Origin of the sequence: Micromonospora sp. NPDC047557 (assembly GCF_043205095.1) — a bacterium.
Lineage (GTDB): Bacteria > Actinomycetota > Actinomycetes > Mycobacteriales > Micromonosporaceae > Micromonospora.
Genome location: NZ_JBIDDK010000001.1, coordinates 411,426 through 429,268, shown reverse-complemented (window position 1 = coordinate 429,268; position 17,843 = coordinate 411,426). Strand labels below are relative to the sequence as shown.

Below are 17,843 nucleotides of genomic sequence, written 5' to 3'. Positions count from 1 at the left end.
GCCGGGTCGCCGCGGACCGGCTACGGTGACACTGCACCGTGCGTGTCGGCGCGCGGGTGCCACCCGCCCGGGTGGTGGAACGGCAGACACGGCCGCCTTAAAAGCGGCTGCCGAAAGGCGTGCGGGTTCGACCCCCGCCCCGGGCACCCAGCCGCCACGGCGTCCGCGTTCCCATCGTGATCACCAGGAGTGGGCCGGGCAGTTTACTCTTGGGGGGCACGTTCACGTGCAAACGACCCCCTGAGGGAGGCCAGACAGTGAAGACCTCGAACCCGGTGCTCGCCCGGCTCGGCCAGGCGGCCGAGCGGGAGCGCTCCGCCGGGTACGCACCGACCGGGCCGTACGGACAGCCCGGCATTCCGCAGCAGTACCCGTCCCAGGCCGGCTACCCGGCCGCACCGCCCGCCGTGGCACCGATGACCGTCGACGACGTGGTCGTCAAGACGGTCGCGCTGTTCGGCATCCTCGGCATCACCGCCGCGGCAGCCTGGGTGCTCGTGCCCGACGCGCTGGTCGGCACCGCCTGGATCGGCGCGGCGGTCGTCGGCCTGGTGCTCGGCCTGATCATCTCGTTCTCCCGGATGGCCAACCCGGCGCTCGTCATCGCGTACGCGGTCGTCGAAGGTGTCTTCGTCGGCATGGTCAGCAAGGCGTTCGAGACCTTCTACGACGGCATCGTGCTCCAGGCCGCCGTGGCGAGCTTCGGCATCTTCTTCGTGATGACGATGGTCTACAAGGCGAAGATCATCCGGGCCACCCCGATGTTCGTGAAGATCGTGTCGACGGCCATCATCGGCCTCGCCGCGGTGATGCTGATCAACCTGGTGCTGGCGCTGTTCGGCGTCAACACGGGTCTGCGGGACGGCAGCCCGCTGGCGATCGGCTTCAGCCTCGTCTGCATCGTGGTCGCGTCGCTGAGCTTCGTGCTCAGCTTCAAGGAAATCGAGGACGGCGTTCGGATGGGCCTGCCCCAGCGCTACTCCTGGGTCGCTGCGTTCGGCATCCTGGTCAGCCTGGTCTGGCTCTACATCGAGATCCTGCGCCTGCTGAGCTACTTCCAGGGCGACGACTGATCTCGTCCGTTCCCGCTGACCGGCGCCCGCTCCCGCTCACCGTGGGGGCGGGCGCCGTCGTCCGCGCCGTTTCGCCGCCGCCGCCGGGCCGTCCGGGGCAGAGTGACTGCCAGGGGTACGCGGGCGAAGGAGGCGACGGTGCGCAGCAACAACCCGGTGCTCAACCGGCTGGACGAGACCGGCCGGTTGGAGTCCCGGGTGGTCAGCTCCCGCGATGTCGAGCCGATGACCGTCGACGACGTGGTGGTGCGTACCGTCGGGTTGCTCCTGCTCACCGGCGCGGCCGCCGCGGTGTCCTGGGCGGTGGTGCCCGACGCGGTGTGGTTGGGGGCGGCCCTGGCCGGCAGCGCCCTGGCCTCGATCGTGCTGGTCCTGGTCATCTCGCTGCGGGGAATCACCAACCCGGTGCCGATCGTCGGCTACGCGGTGCTCCAGGGGCTGCTGCTGGGGGTCGCCAGCCGGACCTTCCAGCAGGTCTACCCCGGGATCGTGGTGCAGGCGGTGGCCGGCACCTTCGGCGTCTTCCTCGGCATGGCAGCGCTGTACCGGGCCCGGGTGATCCGCGCGACGCCCCGGCTGGCCCGCCTGGTGATCGGCACGCTGCTCGGTATCGCCGTGCTCAGCGTGGTCAACCTGGTGTCGTACCTGATCTCCGGGCGGCCGGGGCTGGCGGTCTACAGCGTCAGCGGGGAGGTCGGCTGGTTGCCGTACGCCTTCTCGGTCGTGGCGATCATCGCCGGTGCGTTCAGCTTCATCCTCGACTTCGACCTCGTCGAGCGCTCGGTGCGCGACGGCCGACCCCGCCGGTACGCGTGGCTGAGCGCGTTCGGCCTGCTCACCGGCCTGGTCTTCCTCTACTGGCAGCTGCTACGGCTGCTCAGCTACCTGCGCCGCTGAGCGGCCCGGAATGTCGGGGTCGGCGCCGGCCGTAGACTCGGCGGCGATGAGCGCAGCGGAGTTGGAGCGGGCCGTGCAGTTGCTGGTCCGCCAGGTCGGGCACTGGGAGCAGCCGCGCTGGGCGGCGGCCGCGACCAGTGGCAACGTGCCCCGCGCCGACCTGATGCACCGATTGGTGCAGGAGATCGCCAATCTGGCCGCCGACGCCGAGGGACAGCCCCGCCGGACCGTGCCCCGGCTGGACAACGACCTGGCCCTGCCCGACCAGTTGCGGGTGGTGACGGCCGACCTGCTGGCCGCCGGGGCCGATGCCGAAGCACTGGCGCGGGCCGCCGCCGAGGTGACGGCGACCCGCGGCGCGCTCTGACGTCGGGTCAGCTCAGGCGTTCGAGCACCATGGCCATGCCCTGGCCGCCGCCGACGCACATGGTCTCCAGACCGATGGTCTTGTCGTGCCACTCCAGCGCGTTGAGCAGGGTGCCGGTGATCCGGGCGCCGGTCATGCCGAACGGGTGGCCGACCGCGATCGCGCCGCCCATGACGTTCAGCTTCTCCTCCGGGATGCCCAACTGCCGGTAGGAGGGGATCACCTGGGCGGCGAACGCCTCGTTGATCTCGACCAGGTCGACGTCGTCGATGGTCATGCCGGCCCGGCGCAGCGCCTGCCGGGACGCCTCGACCGGTCCGAGGCCCATGATCTCCGGCGACAGCGCGGTCACGCCGGTGGAGACGATCCGGGCCAGCGGGGTCAGGCCCAGCTCCTCGGCCCGCTGGGCGCTCATCACGACGACGGCGGCGGCACCGTCGTTGAGCGGGCAGCAGTTGCCCGCGGTGATCCGGCCGTCCGGGCGGAACACCGGCTTCAGGCCGGCCACCGCGTCCAGGGTGACGCCTGCGCGGGGGCCGTCGTCGGTGCTCACCACGGTGCCGTCCGGCGTGGTGACCGGGGTGATCTCCCGAGCCCAGAAGCCGTCGGCGATGGCCTTCTCGGCGAGGTTCTGGCTGCGGACACCGAACTCGTCCATGTCGGCGCGGGTCACGTCGTACACCTGGGCCAGGTTCTCCGCGGTCTGCCCCATGGTCAGGTAGATGTCCGGCAGCTCGCCGGCCTCGCGCGGGTCGGCCCAGACCTCGGCGCCGCCCTGCGCGCGGCGCTTCGAGCGCTCAGCGGCCGACGCGAAGCGCGGATTCTCCCAGCCGCCGCCGACGAGGGCCTGCGCCTCGGGAGGCAGCCCGTCGGAGCTGCCGCGGGCGTAGCGGGAGACCATCTCGACACCGGCCGAGACGAACACGTCGCCCTCGCCGGCGCGGATCGCGTGCAGCGCCATCCGGGTGGTCTGCAACGAGGAGGCGCAGTAGCGGGTCAGCGTGGCGCCGGGAACGGTGTCCAGCCCGAGCAGGGTGGCCACCACGCGGGCCATGTTGAAGCCCTGCTCACCGCCGGGCAGGCCGCACCCGAGGTAGATGTCGTCGATGGTGGTCGGGTCGAGTTCGGGGATCTTGTCCAGTGCGGCCTGGACGATGGTCGCGGCGAGGTCGTCGGAGCGGACATCGCGCAGGGACCCCTTGTGCGCCCGGCCGATGGGGGAGCGGGCGGTAGCGACGATGACGGCGTCGCGGGACGACTCAATCGGCATGAGCCAACGTTAACCCGCCGGTAACATGGCACGGAAGAAGCAGGCGCGGCGGGAAATGTCACCCCAGCCGGGCGTGCTCTAGCGCCGGGAGGCGACCGCCGCCGCGGCCGCGACGGCCGGCAGCAGGGCATGCGCCCACACCCGGTAGCCGTCGGCGGACGGGTGGAAGCCGTCGTGGCAGAGCGTCCCCGCGTCGGCTCGGAAGACCGGCCCGGTCTCGGTGGCCAGGTCGACCACCGCGCCGCCCGCCTCCAACACCGCAGTGGTCTGCGCGCGGGCCATCCGCCGCCCGGACCAGCCGACCAGCTGACGCAGCGGCGGCGCGATGGCGCGTACGGCGCCGAGGTCGGGGCAGGTGCCCACCACCACCTCGACGCGCGCCTCCCGCAGCCGGTGCACCGCCGCCCCGAGATAGGCGGACGCGTCGGCGGGCCGGCGCAGCCCGGTGGCGTCGTTCGCGCCGATCAGGATCAGCGCCACGTCGGGCCGCTCGCCGAGCAGGGCCCGGGCGACCTGGGTGGCCAGGTCCGTCGAGCGGGACCCGGAGACACCGACGCTGGACAGGTGCACCCGGCGGCCGGTCGGGCCCTCGGCGAGCAGGTTGGCCAACTGCCCGCCGATGGTGTCGTCGAGGCGGTCGACGCCCACGCCCAACGCCGACGAGTCACCGAGCAGCACCAGCCGCAGCGGCGCGGCGTCGGCCCGGCCGATCGTGGCCCGCAACGCCAGCCCCAGCTCCGGTTCGGCGTAGCGCCGGTGCCGGGCGACGAACGCCTCACCGGCCAGGACAGCGGCACCGCCCACCGTGCCGGCGAGCAGCGACAGCGCCGCCGCCCGACCCAGGCGGCCGGGAAGACCGGCGGTCACGCCCCGCTCGCTGCGCTCGTTCATGCCAGTCCCTCCACTGTCGAGGTGTCCGTCGCGGAGCCGGACTGCGGCACCGTGTTGACACCGAAGAACGCCCGGCGACGCAGCTGCGCCCACCGGCCGGCCGGTCCTCGGTCGCGGCCCCGGACCTGGGTGCCGCTGACCTCGGTGCCGGCGTGCCGGGCCGCCTCCTGTGCGGCCTTTGGCAGCGACCGTACGCCCTCGCCCCGCGCCGGTGTGGCCCGTCGCTCCGGCCCGGAGCCGAGCGCCGAGAGCATCGTCGGCAGCAGAGCGGCGGCGGCCATCGCGTACCCCTCGGCGGAGGGGTGGAACCGGTCCCAGGCGAACATTCGGAGCGGTTCGGCGGCGAACCGTGGGCCGAGCAGGTCGCCGAGGGACACCGTCGAGCCGCCCGCCTCGACCACCGCCACCGTCTGGGCGGCGGCGAGCTGGCGACTCCACCGGTGTGCCAGCCAGCGCAGCGGTGGCTGGATCGGCCGGATCGCGCCGAGGTCGGGGCAGGTGCCGACGACCACCTCGCAGCCGGCGTCGCGCAGCGCGTGGACCGCCTCGACCAGGTAGCGCACCGCCAGGCCGCGCGGTGTGCGGTTGGTGATGTCGTTGCCGCCGATCAGGATCACCGCGATGTCCGGCGCGCACTCCAACGCCGCTTCCACCTGGTGCCGGAGCGCCGCGGAGATGGCGCCGACCACCGCGAAACGGCGCACCAGAACCGGCCGGTGCAGGCGCCGGGACAGCCCGGTGGCGAGCAGCGCCCCAGGTGTCTCCCGGCGGCGGTGTACCCCGTAGCCGGCCGCCGACGAGTCACCGAGCACGACCATGGTGAGCGGGGGGCCGGGGAACTTCGCGCCGTACATCCCGTCGCAGCGCGGCGGCGGGGCCTCGGCCATCGGGATGGTGCGCCGGGCCTGGCGGGCCTGGCCGAGCAGCACCCCGCCAGTCGCCACCGCGGCCGCCGCGGTGGCGCCCGTCCCGATAGCCGCCAGCCGGGCGATCCGCCAGGCCTGCCGCCAGCGCGGCCCAACGGGTACGACAGAACCAGCCACCCCCATATGCCGACATTATCGCGCCGGCCCGACACGCCGCTGTCGTCGTCCCGGCTCGGGAGTGCCTGGAAACCGACGGGACGGGGTACCTGTCCGGTGGAGGCCGGCCGACTTGCGCCGACCCGCCACGCTGATCCGGCGGAGAGGAGCGCGACGATGGGGAAGACACTGAAGCGCAGCGCGGCGTTCACGGCTTTGGCGCGGGCACTGGCGGCGGGGGCGCGCGGCGGGCCCTCGCTGGGCACCCGACTGGCGGCGCTGCCCCGGATGATCCGGGCCACGACCCGGGGGGAGTACGACGGTGGCCTCCGGCTGGCCCTGATGACGGCGGCCACGGCGTACATCGTCTCGCCCATCGACCTGCTGCCGGAGATCCCACTGGCGATCTTCGGGCTGGCCGACGACGCGGTGATGATCACCTGGCTGGCCGGCAGCGTGCTCGCCGAGACCGACCGTTTCCTCGAATGGGAGGCCCGACGCAGCTCGGTCATCCCCGGGGGTCTGGTGCACTGACGGCACGTACGCTGGGCGGCGAGGATACGTCTGCCCGGCCGCCGTCGCCGGCGCCGCAACGAAGGGCACACCGTGCAGTACTACGACAACGTCGTCGACATGATCGGCAACACCCCGCTGGTCCGCCTGCGCAACGTCACCGAGGGCATCCAGGCCACCGTGCTCGCCAAGGTCGAGTACGTCAACCCGGGCGGCTCGGTGAAGGACCGGATCGCGCTGCGCATGGTCGAGGACGCCGAGGCGGCGGGCCTGCTGCGGCCCGGCGGCACGATCGTCGAGCCGACCAGCGGCAACACCGGGGTCGGGCTCGCCCTGGTAGCCCAGCTCAAGGGCTACAAGTGCGTCTTCGTCTGCCCCGACAAGGTCAGCCAGGACAAGCAGGACGTGCTGCGGGCGTACGGCGCCGAGGTGGTGGTCTGCCCGACCGCCGTCGCGCCGGAGGACCCGCGCTCGTACTACAACGTCTCCGACCGGCTGACCCGCGAGATTCCCGGCGCGTGGAAGCCCGACCAGTACAGCAACCCGGCGAACCCGCGCTCGCACTACGAGACGACCGGCCCGGAGCTGTGGAAGCAGACCGAGGGCCGGCTCACGCACTTCGTGACGGGCGTCGGCACCGGCGGGACGATCTCCGGCATCGGGCAGTACCTGAAGGAGGCGTCCGAGGGGCGGGTGCGGGTCATCGGCGCCGACCCGGAGGGCTCTGTCTACTCCGGCGGCACCGGCCGGCCGTACCTGGTGGAGGGCGTCGGCGAGGACTTCTGGCCGACGACGTACGACCGGGGTGTGGCCGACGAGATCGTCGAGGTCTCCGACAAGGCGTCCTTCGAGATGACCCGGCGGCTGGCCCGCGAGGAGGGCCTGCTGGTCGGGGGCTCCTGCGGGATGGCCGTGGTCGCCGCGTTGGAGGTGGCCCGCAAGGCCGGCCCGGACGACGTCGTGGTGGTGCTGCTGCCCGACGGCGGTCGCGGCTACCTCTCCAAGATCTTCAACGACTCGTGGATGGCCCGGTACGGCTTCCTGGACAACTCCGGCCACGAGCCGACGGTGGCCGACGCGCTGGCCAGCAAGCCGGGCGGCCTGCCCGAGCTGGTGCACGTGCACCCGACCGAGACGGTCCGGGACGCGATCGACTACATGCGCGAGTACGGCGTCTCGCAGCTGCCGGTGCTCAAGGCCGAGCCGCCGGTGGTGACCGGTGAGGTCGCCGGCTCGATCGCCGAGCGGGACCTGCTCGACGCGCTGTTCACCGGTCAGGCCCACCTGCACGACACCATCGAGCGGCACATGGGTGACCCGTTGCCGATGATCGGTGGCGGCCAGCCGGTGAGCGAGGCCGTCGGTCTGCTGGAGAAGTCCGACGCCGCGCTGGTCCTGGTGGACGGCAAGCCCAAGGGCGTCCTCACCCGCCAGGACCTCCTGGCCCACCTGGGCGCCCACTAGACGAGTGAGCGGTATACCTCAGAGTCATATTCATACCTCTGAGGTATACCGCTCGACAGCCACTGTTGCGTCAGTTGCAGCTGCGCGATGGCTCTTCAGAGGGGGCGGGTGTAGCGGACCTGCGGGGTGAGGGCCGTGCCGATGTGCTCGTCGCGCTCCACACCCGTCGACGTCCAGCCGCCGCGCTCGTAGAACGAGCGGGCGTGCGCGTTCTCCCGCAGCACCCAGAGCGCCGCGCGACGCCAACCCCGGGCGCGCATGGCGTCCAGGACGTCCACCATCAGCGCGCGACCGACGCCCCGGCCCTGCTCGCGCGGGTCGAGGTGGATCGCGTTGAGCAGCCCGGTGGCGGGGTCGTCCTCGTCGTCCGGGCCCAGGTAACTGAACCCGACCAGCGCCCCGGCCCGTTCGGCCACGATCATCCGGTGGGTGTCCTGCTCCCAGCGCCACCGCTCGACCCAGTACCGCCCCATCGCCTCCGGTGTCGGGTCGGCCAGGGCTTCGACCGGCAGGAAGGCGGAGTACGCGGCGACCCGGGAACGCTGGTGGAGGGCACCCACCGCCATCAGGTCGTCGCCGGTCGCGGGGCGGAGCGTGACGGTCATTCGGCCGAGGCTACCCGGCGCGGCGGAACCTGCACGGTGGTCAGATCCTCGGCGATGACCAGGTCGCCGTCGAAATGCCCGCGGGCCTCGTCGAAGAACCGGCGCGGGTCGGGGTAACGCTGCGAGAAGTGCGTGAGCACCAGCGTGCGTACCCCCGATTCGGTCGCCACCCGCGCGGCCTGCGCCGCGGTCAGGTGGCCGACCTCGGCGGCGAGCGCCGCCTCCGACTCCAGGAAGGTCGACTCGATGACCAGCAGGTCGGCGTGCTCGGCCAGGGCGTACACCCCGTCGCAGAGGCCGGTGTCCATCACGAAGGCGAACCGCTGCCCCGGCCGGGGCACGCTCACCTCGTCGCGGGTGACGCGACGACCGTCGAGGTCCAGGTGCCCGACGCGGATCAGCTCGCCGACGGCCGGACCGGCGATGCCGTACGCGGCCAGCTTCTCCGGCAGCATCCGGCAGCCGTCCGGCTCGACCAGCCGATAGCCGTACGTCTCGATCGGGTGCCGCAGCCGGCGGGCCTCCAGCGTGCCGCAGCTCAGGGTGATCCGTTGACCGTCGGTCTCGATCGGCGTGACCGCCAGCTCGGCGGTCTCGTAGAAGGAGGTGGCGTGCCGCAGTCGGGCGAAGTACTCGGCGCCGCCCGCCGGAAAGTGCACGGCGACCGGATGCGACACCCGGTCCAGCGAGAGTCGCTGGATGGTGCCGGGCAGGCCGAGGCAGTGGTCGCCGTGGAAGTGCGTGACGCAGATCCGGGTCAGGTCGGTCGCGGTGACAGTGGTGTGCAGGAGCTGCCGCTGGCTGCCCTCGCCGGGGTCGAAGAGGATCACCTCGTCGTCCCAGCGCAGCACGTACCCGTTGTGGTTGCGCTGCCGGGTGGGGGCCTGGCTGGCCGTCCCGAGAATCACCAGCTCGCGCATCGACACGCTGATCTCCCACAGATATGGAGCGACCCCCGGGGCGCTCCGCGCTGTCGCGCGGGCCGGCTGGACTTGGCCGGCACCCCGGGGGTCGGGTGGCTGTCGTGGATTCGCCGCACCGCTGCCACACGGTCTCGACGGTCGTACTGGTTGCCCGCCTCGCGGCGGACGGATCACTGTCGAGGACAGCGGCTAGCTGACAGCCACCTCACGAGTCCGATTGCTATACAAGTCTGGACCACCTCCTTTCACGTGTACGGCCACGTTATCGAGTTCTCGCCGGGCGCGGCAACGGATTTCGATCACAGGGCCAGACGGGAATGCCCGGCCACCTCGTCGGCGGCCGGGCATCACGCTCAAGCAGGTGGGTCAGCCAGCGGTACGCGCCACGCCGACCGGGCAGCTCAGCCCGTTCGGGCCGTGGTTGCAGTACCCGTTCGGGTTCTTGGTCGGGGCAAGGTACTGCTGGTGGTAGTCCTCGGCGAAGTAGTAGCTGCCGAGCGGGGCGATCTCGGTGGTGATCTCACCCTTGCCGGCCCGGCTCACGATCGGCTGGAAGGCGTCCCGGGACGACTCCGCGATGGCCCGCTGCTCGTCGGTGGTCGTGTAGATCGCCGACCGGTACTGGGTGCCCACGTCGTTGCCCTGGCGCATGCCCTGGGTCGGGTCGTGGTTCTCCCAGAAGACCTTCAGCAGGTCCTCATACGTGATCTTGCTGGGGTCGTACACCACCTGGACGACCTCGGCGTGCCCGGTCCGGCCGGAGCACGTCTCCTCGTACGTCGGGTTCTTGGTGATGCCGCCCGCGTAGCCGGCGGAGGTGGTGTAGACGCCGGGCAGCGTCCAGAACAGCCGCTCGGCACCCCAGAAGCAGCCCATGCCGAAGACGGCGACCTGGAGACCCTCCGGGAACGGGCCCTTCAGCGGGGTGCCCAGCACCTCGTGGCGGTCGGCGACCGGCATGGCGATCGGCCGGCCCGGCAGGGCCTGCTCGGGCGAAATCATCTCGGCGTTCATACGGCGCAGGAACACGGTGGGACTCCTCTCGTACCTCTCCCAGCGTGTAACACCGGTGGGTCTTTCTTCCTTACCCGTGCCACTGTGACTCAGGCCCCGCCACCCAGGCCGGCGGCGATCCGGTCGGCGTAGGTCTGTGCCTCGGTGTCGTCGGCGTACCGGGTGCGCGGCCAGAAGAAGCCCCGCAGCCCGTCGCCCTTGGTACGCGGCACCACGTGGGTGTGCAGATGCGGGACGGACTGGGACACCTTGTTGTTCATCGCCACGAACGTCCCACCCGCCCCCAGAGCGGCCTCCACCGCCACCGCCAGCCGCTGGACCAGCGCGAAGTAGCCGGGCAGCAGGTCGGCCGGAAGCTCGGCCAGGGTCACCAGGTGCGCGCGGGGCACCACCAGCACGTGCCCCTTGAACACCGGACGGGTGTCCAGGAACGCCACCCCGTCCGGCTCGTCCGCGACCCGGAACGCCGGCACGTCACCCGACACGATCCCGCAGAACACGCACCCGCTCATCGCCCCAGGCTATGCGGAGGGTCCGACGGGCACGCCCCCCCGCGCAGGCATCGACTGTGGTAGTCATTTACGTCGATGCTCTGAAAGGACGTACCTTGCACATCAGCAGAGGCACGACCCTGGCCCTGGCGACGCTGACCGCCGGGCTGCTCACCACCGTGATCGCGGCCCCTGTCCACGCGGCCCCCACCCAGACCGCCACCCCGCTGCCGCTGACCACGGTGGGCGACGTGGTGTCGGCCGGCGACCGGGTCTTTGTCAGCGGCGGCCCCAACTCCACCGACGTCGTGGTGGCCAGCGCGACGGGCGCGGTGGTCGGCACCCTGTCCGGTCTGCCCGGCCCCTCCGACCTGCTGCTCAGCGCCGACCGGCAGACCCTCTACGTGGCGCTGCCCACGGCCAACGCCATCGCCGCCTTCGACACCGGCTCACTCGTCGAGTCGGCCCGGTACGACACCGGCGCGGGCGAGTGCCCGTCGTCGCTCGCGTTGACCGGGCGGTACCTGTGGTTCGGCTACGGCTGTGACCAGTGGGGCGGCAACATCGGCCGGATCGACCTGGGCCGTCAGCCGGCCCGGGTGACCACCGCGATGGCCACCACTCAGGACTTCTACGGCGCTCCGCTGCTGGCCGCCGCCAGCCAGAACCGTTCGGTGCTGCTGGCCGGGCAGATGTCGTTGAGCCCGGCGTCGGTCTACGCGTACGCGATCGGAGCCGGGGGAACACTGACCCTGCTGCGGACGAACGACTGGACGGTGATCGGCAGCAACCTGCGGGACATCGCCCTCGACCCGACCGGCACCACCCTCTACACCGCAGCCGGTGCCCCCTATGAAGTGCAGGCGTTCCCGTTCGCCGACATCACCACCCCCTCCGCGACCTTCCCCACCGGCGCGTACCCGACCGCCGTCGAGCCGTCCCGAGACGGCACCAGGATCGCCGCCGCAGCCGACACGTCGTACCTGTTCGTCTATCGGCCGGACGGCACCGAACTGACCCGCTTCGTGCTCGGTGGCGGTGAGTTGAGCCAGGGTGCGCTGGCCTGGTCGCCGAACGGCCTACGGCTGTACGCGGTCTCCTACGACTGGACCGGGAGGAACCGGGCCACCCTGCACGTCCTGCCCGTTCCCGCCGGCTGACCGGCCCGCCGGCCCCTGGGCTGGCGCGCGGGGGCCGGACCGGACGGCCCGGCCCCCGCCCGGAGAGCGGGTTCCGTTCCGGCCCCCTCCGCCGGGGCACTAGCCTCACCAGCATGAACCACGGCTTCGAGACGCTCGCCATTCACGCCGGTCAGGACCCTGAGGCCCGCACCGGCGCGGTGATCCCGCCGATCTACCAGACCAGCACGTACGCCCAGGACGCCGTCGGCGCGCCCCGGCTCGGCTACGAGTACAGCCGCTCCGGCAACCCGACCCGCGACGCCCTTCAGGAGTGCCTGGCCGCGCTGGAGGGCGGGCCGGTGGGCCTCGCCTTCGCCAGCGGCCTGGCTGCCGAGGACACCCTGCTGCGGGCCGTCTGCCAGCCGGGCGACCACGTGATCATCCCGGACGACGCGTACGGCGGCACCTACCGGCTCTTCGCCCGGGTGGCCCAGCGCTGGGGCCTGGAGTTCACCCCCGCCAAGGTCTCCGACGCGGCCGCGGTCCGGGCCGCCGTGCAGCCCGGTCGGACGAAGATCGTCTGGGTGGAGACGCCGACGAACCCGCTGCTCGGCATCGCCGACATCGCCGCCCTGGCCGCCGTGGCGCACGACGCGGGCGCGCTGCTGGTTGTCGACAACACCTTCGCCTCGCCGTACCTCCAGCAGCCGATCGCCTTCGGCGCGGACGTGGTGGTGCACTCCACCACCAAGTACATCGGTGGGCACTCCGACGTGGTCGGTGGCGCGCTCGTCGTCGCCGACGCCGGGCTCGGCGAGGAGTTGCGCTACCACCAGAACGCGATGGGCGCGATCAACGGCCCGTTCGACGCCTGGCTCACCCTGCGCGGCATCAAGACCCTCGGGGTACGCATGGACCGGCACTGCGACAACGCCGAGCGGCTCGCCGCGTACCTGGACGGACACGCCCAGGTGGCCGAGGTGATCTACCCGGGGCTGCCCTCGCACCCAGGTCACGAGGTGGCTGCCAAGCAGATGCGTCGGTTCGGCGGCATGATCTCCTTCCGCGCCTCCGGCGGTGAGGACCACGCCGTCCAGATCTGCAACCGCACGAAGCTCTTCGTGCTCGCCGAGTCGCTCGGCGGCGTGGAATCCCTGATCGAGCACCCGGGCCGGATGACACACGCAAGTGCTGCCGGCTCGCCGCTTGAAGTTCCCGGCGATCTCGTGCGACTGTCTGTCGGCATCGAGACGGTCGACGACCTGCTCGCCGATCTGGAGCAGGCACTGGGCTGACCGCTGGGGAGGATGGCCGTGCAGGACATCAAGGCGACCTGGGTCGGGGCGACCGCCAAGCAGATCGCCCGGGGCGTACGCCGGGGCGACGTCTCGGCCACCCAGGTCGTCGCCGACCACCTGGAGTACATCGCCTCGGCCGACCGCGAGCTGGCCGCTTTCCGCGCCGTTCGCGGCGGCGAGGCGATCACCGAGGCCGAGAAGGTCGACGAGCAGGAGGACCTGGCCAACCTCCCCCTGGCCGGCGTGCCGGTGGCGGTCAAGGAAAACACCCCGGTCGCCGGCCTGCCCACCTGGAACGGGTCGGCAGCCGTGCGGACCGACGTCGCGGAGGCCGACCACGAGGTGGTGCGTCGGCTGCGCGGCGCGGGCGCGGTGATCCTCGGCGTCACCCGGATGCCCGAGCTGGGGCTGTGGGCACTCACCGACGACGACAGCGCGGTGACCCGCAACCCGTGGGACAACACGCGTACCCCCGGTGGCTCTTCGGGCGGCGCCGCCGCCGCGGTCGCCGCCGGTCTGGTGCCGATCGCGCACGGCAACGACGGGCTCGGCTCGATCCGGATCCCGGCGGCCTGCTGCGGCCTGGTCGGTCTCAAGCCCGGCCGGGGCGTGGTGCCCTGCCAGCTCGGCGCGGACGACTGGTTCGGCCTCACCGAGCACGGCATGTTGACCAGCACCGTCGCGGACGCCGCGGTCGGCTTCTCGGTGCTCGCCGGCCGGCGTGCGGAGAAGCTGGTCCCGCCGCAGCGGCTGCGGGTGGGTGTCTCACTGCGCTCCCCGGTGCGCGGCGTCTCTCCGGACGCGCCCAACCGGGACGCGGTGGCCACCGCCGGCCGGCTGCTCGCCGCCGCCGGGCACGACACCGTGCCCGCCGATCCCGTCTACCCCACGGCCCTGGGCCTGCAGGGCATCGCCACCTGGTTCGCCGCGGCCGCCACTGACGTCCGGGCCGCCGGGCTGGACCGCCGCGGCCTGCAGCGCCGCACCCGGCGGCACGTCGCGCTGGGCGAGTGGGCGCAGCGTCGCGGTTACGTCCGGGAGGCCGACCGGGCCGCCTGGCGGCAGCGCTCGGTCGACTTCTTCACCGACCACTCGGTCGACCTGCTGCTCACCCCCGCGCTGGCCAGCGCGCCGCCGGAGGCCGGGCGCTGGTCCGAGCGGTCTTGGCGGGCGAACATGTCGGCCAACATCCGGTACGCCCCGTACGCCGCGCCGTGGAACATCGCCGGTCTGCCGGCGATCGTGGTGCCGGTGGGCCGCCGGCCGGACGGCCTGCCGGTCGCCGTGCAGATCGTCGGCCCGCCCGGCTCGGAACTGCTGCTGCTCGGCGTGGCCGGTCAGTTCGAGATGGCCGCCCCGTGGTCGCGTCACGCCCCCGGCTATCCCCTCGTCGGAACGGGGTCGCCGGCCGCTGCATGATCGTCTACCGTGTGCGCGCAACGTCGCGCGGACCCGGGGGACACCAATGCGCTGCCAGACCTGTGGGGACCCCACGTCCCCCGAGCACAACGACTGCCAGCGCTGCTACACGCCGTTGGGCCAGCCCGCCGTCACGCCGGGTCTGCCGACCTACCGCGTACGCGGGATCGGCCTGGCCGTGAACATCGCCGTCGGCGCGACGGCTCTGCTCTACCTGGTGGTGGCGCTGTCCCCGCTGATCGGGATGGCGATGGCCCGGCAGGCCATGGCCACCGACGACGTGGACCTGCTGCTCGGCGCGGCGGTCGTCGGAGGGCTGCTGTCGCTGCCCATGGTGGTGGCGCACCTCACCGCCGCCGTACTGGTGATCATCTGGACGTGGCGGGCGCGGAAGAACACCGACGCCTTCCCCGGCGCCCTGCCGACGCTGGGGGCCGGCTGGGCGATCGCCGGCTGGCTGGTGCCCTTCGCGAACTTCGTGGTGCCGGCCCGGGTCGTGGCGGGCGTGGCGCGGGACAGCCTCTGGCGCCGGTTCACGCCGACCCTCGTGGTCGTCTGGTGGTGCGCCTGGTTGGTGTTCAGCGTCGGCGACCGGGTGAGCAGCCGCTTGGACGAGCAGGCGTACAACGGGCTGCCGGAGACCCCGTTCACCGACGCCGGCTACCAGGCGTACGTCGACTACTACCGGGACTCCCTGCTCCGCAACACGCTGCCCGCGCTGGGCTGCGCCATCGCCGCGGTGACGCTGATCCTGCTGATCCACCGGATCTCCGCCGCGCAGGAGGCCCGGATCGCCCGCGCCGCCCCGGTGTGGCCGACCGCCCCGGTCTGGCCGGCGGCGCCGGTGTGGCCGGCGATGCCGTGATCCGCGCGGGATCGCTGATGTGGCGGTGTCCGGGCGCGGTTGATACCGCGGCATCGGCGATGTCGAGTGGATCAACCCGGTGTCGCCGCAGGAAGCCCCGGGGCCGGGTGGCACGATCGGGGGCATGACGGAACTGGTCGGCCTCGACGACGTACGGGCTGCGCGGAAACTGCTCGCCGACGTCGTCCGGACCACCCCGCTGGAGCCCTCCCGGCCACTGAGCGCGGCACTGGGCGGCCCGACCTGGCTCAAGTGCGAGAACGTGCAGCGCGCCGGCTCGTACAAGGTGCGCGGCGCGTACGTGCGGATCTCCCGGCTGTCGGCGGCCGAGCGCGAACGCGGCGTGGTCGCGGCGAGCGCCGGTAACCACGCCCAGGGCGTGGCTCTCGCCGCCGGGCTCGTCGGCACGCACGCGACGGTCTTCATGCCGGTCAACGCGCCGCTGCCGAAGGTCGCCGCCACCAAGGGGTACGGCGCGCAGGTCGAGCTGGCCGGCAACACGGTCGACGAGTCGCTGGTGGCGGCGCAGACGTACGCCGAGCGCACCGGAGCGGTGCTCATCCACCCGTTCGACCACCGGGACGTGATCGCCGGGCAGGGCACGGTGGCGTTGGAGATCCTCGAACAGTGCCCGGACGTGCGGACGATCATCACCGGGGTGGGCGGCGGCGGCCTGATCTCGGGCATGGCGGTGGCCGCCAAGGCACTGCGGCCGGACGTCCGCATCATCGGCGTGCAGGCGGCCGGCGCGGCGGCCTTCCCGCCCTCCCTGGTGGCCGGGGAACCGGTCCGGCTGCCCGCCTTCGCCACCATCGCGGACGGCATCGCGGTCGGGCGACCGGGGGAGATCACGTTCAACCATGTCCGCAAGCTCGTCGACCAGATCGTCACGGTCACCGAGGAGGACATCTCCCGGGCCCTGCTGATGCTGTTGGAGCGGGGCAAGCAGGTCGTCGAGCCGGCCGGGGCGGTCGGCGTGGCCGCGCTCCTTGCCGGCGTGGTGGAGGTGGAGACGCCGGTGGTCGCGGTGCTCTCCGGCGGCAACATCGACCCCCTGCTGATGATGCGGGTGATCGAGCACGGGCTGGCCGCCGCGGGTCGCTACCTGCGGGTGACGGTGCGCTGCTCGGACCGGCCCGGGCAACTCGCGTCGCTGCTCAGCCAGATCGCCGAGCACCGGGCCAACGTGGTGGACGTGGAGCACCAGCGGGCCAATCCGCACCTGGGCCTCGGGGAGGTGGAGGTGGCGCTGTCGGTGGAGACCCGTGGTGTGGAGCACTCCGACACGCTGATCAGCGCCTTGCGGGCCAGTGGTTACCAGGTGGTCTTCGCCGCCGAGGCGTGACACGGGTGGGTGTCACGCCTCGGCGGCGGCACGCGTCAGACGGCTCTCAGGTGCCCTGAAAGGCTGCCGGCGCGGTGACCGCGGCGCGCAGCCGCGGAACGCTCAGCCGGAGAACGGCTCGAAACTGACCACGGTCACCTTGATGTCGGCGCCACTCGGGGCCGTGTAGGTGCAGGTCTGCCCGGAGCGGCCACCCAGGATCGCCTTGCCGAGCGCCGACTCGGGGCTGTAGACGGTGAGGTCGGTGGTGGCGGCGATCTCCCGTGAGCCGAGCAGGAAGGTCTCGGTGTCGTCGGCGTCGTCGTCGAAGTAGATCGTCACGACCATGCCGGGCGACACCGCGTCGGCCGTCGGGGCCTCGCCGACCTTGGCAGTGCGCAGCAGTTCCTGCAGGTAGCGGATGCGACCCTCGGCCTTGCCCTGCTCCTCGCGGGCGGCGTGGTAGCCGCCGTTCTCGCGTAGGTCGCCCTCCTCGCGCCGAGCGTTGATCTCGGCTGCGATCGCCGGACGGTTGGCGATGTGCTCGTCGAGCTCGGCCTGGAGGCGGTCGTACGCGTCCTGGGACAGCCAGGTGGCGGGCGCCTCGTTGCCAGTGGACACAGGCGTTCTCCTCAGTTGTGCGTGGCTGGCTGACAGGTGAACTACCAAGTTACCAGTGCGGTACGACACAGCGTGGCGGCGATCACCGCCGGTGTCCGCCTCCGGCACTCGCCGTCGACGCGCCGCGACGGGTTGCCCGCAGCCGTTGCCGAGTGATGTCTGCGCAGCTCAGGCAGGAGGCCGGCAGCGCAGCACCTCGCCGATGAACGGTCGGGCGGAGGTGCTCAGACGGTGCCGGGTGGTGACGTGCCGGTCGCCGGGTGCGGCGCTCACCGTGACCTCTTCGCGGGCCACCTCGACGCCGGCGCGGTCCCGGGCGCGCAGCACACAGACCGCCGAGCCGCCCGCCGGCACGGTCACCCGGAAGTCGACGACCACCTGGCTGTCCGTGATGTCGGTGTACGTGATCACCTGAGCGTCGTAGACCGGGTCGCCGTACTGCCGGTAGAGCCGCAGCGAGATCAGGCTCAGCACCGCCACCAGCACCAGGAGCACCAGCGCGGCCAGCAGAGTACGACGGCGGCCGTTGCCGGGCGCCCGGCGGCGACCGTAGCGGCCGGCGGGGAAAACCGGCGCGCCCGGTGAAATTGTGGCGTGCGTCTCGGTCACCGGCGGGTATCTCCTGGCGTTGTTGTCGGCGGTATCGGCAAGAATGGCAGAAGTCC

18 protein-coding genes, 1 tRNA gene and 1 pseudogene are annotated in these 17,843 nt (G+C 72.3%); 11 read left to right on the top strand and 9 right to left on the bottom strand.

Annotated elements, in window-relative coordinates; genetic code table 11:
• Positions 1-65 precede the first annotated feature (65 nt).
• The 4 genes from ACGGAQ_RS01905 (at position 66) to ACGGAQ_RS01890 (ending at position 2,337) form a co-directional block, all read left to right on the top strand.
• Positions 66-146 (top strand) — tRNA-Leu (locus ACGGAQ_RS01905).
• Positions 147-257: 111 nt separating this feature from the next.
• A complete protein-coding gene (locus ACGGAQ_RS01900) occupies positions 258-1,073 on the top strand; it encodes a Bax inhibitor-1/YccA family protein (RefSeq protein WP_393043713.1) in 816 nt (271 codons plus the stop codon).
• A gap of 138 nt (positions 1,074-1,211) precedes the next feature.
• Positions 1,212-1,970, top strand: coding sequence for a Bax inhibitor-1/YccA family protein (locus ACGGAQ_RS01895; RefSeq protein ID WP_354854175.1), 759 nt, complete (start codon positions 1,212-1,214; stop codon positions 1,968-1,970).
• Between the two features lie 46 nt (positions 1,971-2,016).
• On the top strand, positions 2,017-2,337 hold the full coding sequence (locus ACGGAQ_RS01890; RefSeq protein ID WP_393043711.1) for a hypothetical protein: 321 nt from the start codon (positions 2,017-2,019) through the stop codon (positions 2,335-2,337).
• 7 nt (positions 2,338-2,344) lie between these two features.
• Here ACGGAQ_RS01890 and ACGGAQ_RS01885 read toward each other — a convergent pair whose 3' ends face one another.
• From ACGGAQ_RS01885 to ACGGAQ_RS01875, 3 genes and pseudogenes are all read right to left on the bottom strand, one after another.
• Positions 2,345-3,607 (bottom strand): acetyl-CoA C-acetyltransferase, encoded by a 1,263-nt coding sequence (locus ACGGAQ_RS01885; RefSeq protein WP_393043709.1) that lies wholly within the window; start codon positions 3,605-3,607, stop codon positions 2,345-2,347.
• Between the two features lie 78 nt (positions 3,608-3,685).
• On the bottom strand, positions 3,686-4,474 hold the full coding sequence (locus ACGGAQ_RS01880; RefSeq protein WP_393045615.1) for an SGNH/GDSL hydrolase family protein: 789 nt from the start codon (positions 4,472-4,474) through the stop codon (positions 3,686-3,688).
• Positions 4,466-5,547 (bottom strand): annotated as a pseudogene (locus ACGGAQ_RS01875) (SGNH/GDSL hydrolase family protein); the annotation flags it as partial. The gene ACGGAQ_RS01880 and the pseudogene ACGGAQ_RS01875, both read right to left, overlap by 9 nt.
• Positions 5,548-5,697: 150 nt before the next feature.
• Here ACGGAQ_RS01875 and ACGGAQ_RS01870 point away from each other — a divergent pair.
• The gene (locus ACGGAQ_RS01870; RefSeq protein ID WP_393043707.1) at positions 5,698-6,054 is read left to right on the top strand and encodes a YkvA family protein; all 357 of its coding nucleotides are present in this window, start codon (positions 5,698-5,700) and stop codon (positions 6,052-6,054) included.
• Positions 6,055-6,126: 72 nt separating this feature from the next.
• Positions 6,127-7,497 carry a cystathionine beta-synthase gene (locus tag ACGGAQ_RS01865; RefSeq protein WP_393043705.1) on the top strand — a complete coding sequence of 457 codons (1,371 nt, stop codon included), beginning with the start codon at positions 6,127-6,129 and terminating at the stop codon, positions 7,495-7,497.
• A gap of 95 nt (positions 7,498-7,592) precedes the next feature.
• Here ACGGAQ_RS01865 and ACGGAQ_RS01860 read toward each other — a convergent pair whose 3' ends face one another.
• The 4 genes from ACGGAQ_RS01860 to ACGGAQ_RS01845 form a co-directional block, all read right to left on the bottom strand.
• Entirely contained in the window at positions 7,593-8,102 is a 510-nt protein-coding gene (locus ACGGAQ_RS01860) for a GNAT family N-acetyltransferase (RefSeq protein ID WP_393043703.1), read from the bottom strand.
• On the bottom strand, positions 8,099-9,028 hold the full coding sequence (locus tag ACGGAQ_RS01855) for a ribonuclease Z (protein ID WP_393043701.1): 930 nt from the start codon (positions 9,026-9,028) through the stop codon (positions 8,099-8,101). Before ACGGAQ_RS01855 ends, ACGGAQ_RS01860 begins: the two co-directional genes overlap by 4 nt.
• A gap of 363 nt (positions 9,029-9,391) precedes the next feature.
• On the bottom strand, positions 9,392-10,054 hold the full coding sequence (gene msrA, locus ACGGAQ_RS01850) for a peptide-methionine (S)-S-oxide reductase MsrA (RefSeq protein WP_393043699.1): 663 nt from the start codon (positions 10,052-10,054) through the stop codon (positions 9,392-9,394).
• A gap of 74 nt (positions 10,055-10,128) precedes the next feature.
• The gene (locus ACGGAQ_RS01845) at positions 10,129-10,551 is read right to left on the bottom strand and encodes an HIT family protein (protein ID WP_393043697.1); all 423 of its coding nucleotides are present in this window, start codon (positions 10,549-10,551) and stop codon (positions 10,129-10,131) included.
• Positions 10,552-10,646: 95 nt separating this feature from the next.
• Between ACGGAQ_RS01845 and ACGGAQ_RS01840 the strand changes: the two genes are divergently transcribed.
• The 5 genes from ACGGAQ_RS01840 to ilvA all read left to right on the top strand — a co-directional run bounded on the left by ACGGAQ_RS01840 (position 10,647) and on the right by ilvA (position 16,578).
• On the top strand, positions 10,647-11,690 hold the full coding sequence (locus ACGGAQ_RS01840; RefSeq protein ID WP_393043695.1) for a YncE family protein: 1,044 nt from the start codon (positions 10,647-10,649) through the stop codon (positions 11,688-11,690).
• A 113-nt stretch (positions 11,691-11,803) separates the two neighbouring features.
• Entirely contained in the window at positions 11,804-12,946 is a 1,143-nt protein-coding gene (locus ACGGAQ_RS01835) for a cystathionine gamma-synthase (protein WP_393043693.1), read from the top strand.
• Positions 12,947-12,958: 12 nt separating this feature from the next.
• Complete coding sequence (locus ACGGAQ_RS01830; protein WP_393043691.1) at positions 12,959-14,368, top strand: amidase; 1,410 nt, start codon at positions 12,959-12,961, stop codon at positions 14,366-14,368.
• Positions 14,369-14,414: 46 nt separating this feature from the next.
• The gene (locus tag ACGGAQ_RS01825) at positions 14,415-15,233 is read left to right on the top strand and encodes a DUF4328 domain-containing protein (RefSeq protein WP_393043689.1); all 819 of its coding nucleotides are present in this window, start codon (positions 14,415-14,417) and stop codon (positions 15,231-15,233) included.
• Positions 15,234-15,357: 124 nt separating this feature from the next.
• On the top strand, positions 15,358-16,578 hold the full coding sequence (gene ilvA / locus ACGGAQ_RS01820) for a threonine ammonia-lyase (RefSeq protein WP_393043687.1): 1,221 nt from the start codon (positions 15,358-15,360) through the stop codon (positions 16,576-16,578).
• Positions 16,579-16,680: 102 nt separating this feature from the next.
• Here ilvA and greA read toward each other — a convergent pair whose 3' ends face one another.
• Together greA and ACGGAQ_RS01810 are read right to left on the bottom strand one after the other, a co-directional pair.
• Positions 16,681-17,178 (bottom strand): transcription elongation factor GreA, encoded by a 498-nt coding sequence (gene greA / locus ACGGAQ_RS01815; protein ID WP_354854199.1) that lies wholly within the window; start codon positions 17,176-17,178, stop codon positions 16,681-16,683.
• A gap of 168 nt (positions 17,179-17,346) precedes the next feature.
• Complete coding sequence (locus tag ACGGAQ_RS01810) at positions 17,347-17,787, bottom strand: DUF4307 domain-containing protein (RefSeq protein WP_393043686.1); 441 nt, start codon at positions 17,785-17,787, stop codon at positions 17,347-17,349.
• Positions 17,788-17,843: the final 56 nt, after the last annotated feature.